Origin of the sequence: Micromonospora sp. NPDC051296 (assembly GCF_040682255.1) — a bacterium.
Taxonomy (GTDB): domain Bacteria; phylum Actinomycetota; class Actinomycetes; order Mycobacteriales; family Micromonosporaceae; genus Micromonospora; species Micromonospora craterilacus.
This window is the reverse complement of record NZ_JBFBAO010000534.1, coordinates 1-3,422: the sequence shown is the minus strand read 5'-3', so window position 1 is coordinate 3,422 and position 3,422 is coordinate 1. Positions and strand designations below refer to the sequence as shown.

2 protein-coding genes and 1 pseudogene are annotated in these 3,422 nt (G+C 72.9%); all 3 read left to right on the top strand.

The window, feature by feature from the left end; genetic code table 11:
- Window positions 1-230 precede the first annotated feature (230 nt).
- Entirely contained in the window at window positions 231-623 is a 393-nt protein-coding gene (locus tag AB0M52_RS32390; protein ID WP_111213448.1) for a YbaB/EbfC family nucleoid-associated protein, read from the top strand.
- Window positions 620-961: a hypothetical protein gene (locus AB0M52_RS32385; RefSeq protein ID WP_363961562.1), complete on the top strand. Its 342-nt coding sequence runs from the start codon at window positions 620-622 to the stop codon at window positions 959-961. The genes AB0M52_RS32390 and AB0M52_RS32385 overlap by 4 nt, the downstream gene beginning before the upstream one ends.
- A gap of 156 nt (window positions 962-1,117) precedes the next feature.
- Window positions 1,118-3,422: pseudogene (locus tag AB0M52_RS32380) on the top strand (hypothetical protein); the annotation flags it as partial.

Below are 3,422 nucleotides of genomic sequence, written 5' to 3'. Positions count from 1 at the left end.
GTCGGTGCGGGGACGATCAGTGCCGTGGTCAGCACCGCTCCTACCAGGGCGAATGCCGCCATAGGACGGTCACGGACCATTCCTGCTCACCCTCTCGTCGACCAATGCCGGTGCATCGTAACGGCGGACGGCCGCAGACCGACCACCCCAATGTCGCGCCCATTAAGTATGGTCGAGTCGTCACGCCCAGGCGCGGGCGGAACGTGGACGTGCGCGGGGAGGGACACGCCATGGACGTACAGGCGCTGCGCGCCCGTGCCGACGAGCTGATGGCACAGTTCGAGCGGATGCGCTCCGGCGTGGGCGACCTCCAGCAGGGACTCAAGGCAGTGGAGGCCACGGTCACCTCCGACGACGGCCTCGTCACCGTGACGGTCGGGCCGCGCGGCCAGGTGACGAAGGTCGAGTTCGACCCCCGCATCTACCGCCGACCGAATTCGAAGGAGCTGTCCGCCACCGTCACCGAGACGATCCGGCGGGCCACCGAGAAGGCGATGGCCGACGTCGAGCGGCTGCTCCGTCCGTTCGTGCCGGACAGCCAGTTCCAGGCATACATGGACCACGACCTCGACGGCATCTTCCGCCAGTTGGACAGTGACCTGCCCGGGGAGGACAAGCGATGACCGAGCTGCGCGAAACCTTCGTCAAGCCGGACGCGGCGGTCGACGGCGCCAACACCCTCGGTGCCGCCGGTGCCCGGCTCGCCCAACGCTGGCAGGGCCTTGCCGCGACGATCGGAACGCTCAACGGGGACCGGCCCTGGGGCGACGACGAGCCGGGCAACGAGTTCAACAAGAGCTACCTCGGCGGCGAGGACCAGCCGGCGCAGAAGGTCCTCGACATGGCCGCCGACCTCGTTCCCGTGGTGGAACTGATGGGGCCGACCGTCAAGGGCGCGGTCGAGGGCACCGTCGATGTCGACGACATGGTCAAGACGCTGTTCGGCGGCGACGACAAGTAGCCGTCGGGCGACGGCCACGAGTCGGCATCGGACAGAGGGGCACGCGGGGTGGCGGTACCCAATCCCAGGAACTCGCTGGGCGAGTACGCATGGGTCTGGGATGCCATCTGCTGGGTGAGCGCGGGCGAGGCGTGGCCCAGCGGCGACGAAGACAGGATGCGTGACCTCGCCGACGCCTGGCAGGCGCTGGCCGACCTGGTCGGCGAGACGCTGGGCGAGGCCGACCCGGCGGTCATGAAGATCCTGCAGAGCTGGGGCGGCGGGGCCGGCGAGGCGTTCGGCGGTTTGTGGAACATGATCGGTGTCGATCCGAACACCGGCCTGCCGCTGATCCAGGAGATCGCCGGTGCGTACGCCGTCGGCTGCGACCAGGCCGCGCTGGAGATCGAGTACGCCAAGCTGACCGTGCTGATCGCGGTCATCATCACCGTCATCGCGGTCTTCGTCGCGCTACTGATGGCCTGGCTGGGCGGAGTCTCGGCGGGCGCGATCCCGGGCATCCTCGCCGCCGGCCGGCAGGCCGTGACGGTCGCCTTCCGGCGGCTGATCGCCCAGATGGGGCGCCAACTGCTCACCCGGGCCGGGATGCAGGCGGCGCTGCGGGCGGCCGGCACGAGGGTGGGCCAGATCGTCACGAGCCAGGGTTTCCGGCAGGGCCTGAACCGGCTCGGCCTGGAACTGCTCGAGGAGATCGGCGAGGAGCTGATCATCGACGTCGGTGCCCAGGCGTACCAGATGCACACCGGACAGCGGCGGCAGTGGGACGGCAACCGGACCTTCACCGCCGGCGTGGGCGGCGCCTACGGTGCCGTGCTCGGCTCCGGCATGAACTGGGCCGGCCGGCGGGCGGCGCCCCGGATGCCGTTCTCGTTCAGCCCGTCGCAGCTGTCCTTCCGGGGCAGCGGCCTGGTCCGCTGGGGTAGCACCAGCCTCACTTCCGGTATGCAGAACGCGATCATCTCCCCGGCTGCCAGCGTGCTCGCCAACGGCTCGGTCAACGGGCAGTGGGCCATGCCGGGTGCGGATGCCTTTCTCGGCGGGTTCGCCAGCGGTGCCGGTCGCACCGGGGCGACCATCGCGGGAGGTGCCAGCGGCGACCTGGGCGCGAGGGTCACCAACTGGGGTCTCGGCAAGATGGGCATCGAGACGCCCGGCGCCGGCCTGGGCGCGGGTGGGATCGACCTGTCCCTCGGAGTCGGGGGCACCAACGGTCTCGGCAACCTCGGCGGGGCCACCGGCGCGCCCGGTGCGACGGGTGCCGGCTCGACCGGCGGTGGGTCGACCTCGGGTGGCGGTTCCACCGGCGGATCGACCTCGGTGGGCGGCACCGGTGCGGGGTCCGGCTCGACCGGTGCCGGCAGTACCAACGGCACGGGCGACACCTCCAGCAGCGGGAACACCAGCACCGGCGGCGCGACTCAGAACGGTGCGGGCACCGTGCCGGAGAGCGGGTCGGGCTCGATCAGCCTCGCGCCGCCGACCGTCGACGCGACGAGCGTCCCGACGGCCGACGGGTCCGCTGCCCCGACGGTCGACGGTGGGGTGGGCACCGACTCGCCCAGCCAGGTCGCGCCGGGCACCGACTCGCGTGGCGTTGACCGACCTACGAGTGGGTCGACCGAACAGACCGGCGGCGGACAGCTCGCGGGCCCGCGCCCGGACGCCACCACGACCACGCCCGGCGACGGGTCGGCAGGCCCCGGCCGCACGCTGGCCGACACTCCCTCGACCGACTTCGCTAGCACCGCTCGGGTCGGCGTCCAGGCCGATTCCCTGGCCTCGGACACGCCGCCAGCGGTGCTGCCCGGCGCGCCTGGCACCGCCCCGATGGCCGGACCGACGCCGGGCAACGTGACGCCGACCGGCCCCACCGCCTCGAACCCGGGTGCCATGGCCGGCCCGCAGCCGGCGGGTCCGCAGACCGGCCCGCCGGTGGCGGCCAACCCCAACCCGCCGACACCGACGACGACCGGCACGCCGACGGCGGGGACGAACGCCCCGCCCGGGACGGGTACCCAGCCCGGCAACACCACCGGGCAACCCGCGCCAGGGCGTACATCGCCCGCCGGGCCGGTCGTCAACCCCGCGGCGGCGAACTCGGCGGGTTCGATCTCGCTGACTCCGGCCGCTGGCGCGACGACGGGGCCGGCCCAGCCCAGCACCACCCAGCAGGGCACGCCGGCGCAGCAGGCCCAGGGCACACCGGCGCAGCAGGGCACCACGAGCCAGCCCGGCAGCCCGTCGTCTCCTGGCCGGTCGGAGGCACGTACGCCGGTCGACCCGACCGCCCCGACGGTGCCGGCAGAGACGATGGGCGCCGACCCGACGACCAGCGCGCCCGACACCGGGCCAGCGGCCCAGGATGGCGATGTCGACCCGGCAACGGATCGGTCTCAGCAGACCCGCACCGAGGGGCCGGTCGTCGTACCGGTGCCGGGCAGCACGGGGAACATCCACAGCG

Coding starts and splice junctions, on each gene's coding strand:
- AB0M52_RS32390 (WP_111213448.1), top strand. CDS start 231: ATGGACGTACAGGCGCTGCGCGCCCGTGCCGACGAGCTGATGGCACAG.
- AB0M52_RS32385 (WP_363961562.1), top strand. CDS start 620: ATGACCGAGCTGCGCGAAACCTTCGTCAAGCCGGACGCGGCGGTCGAC.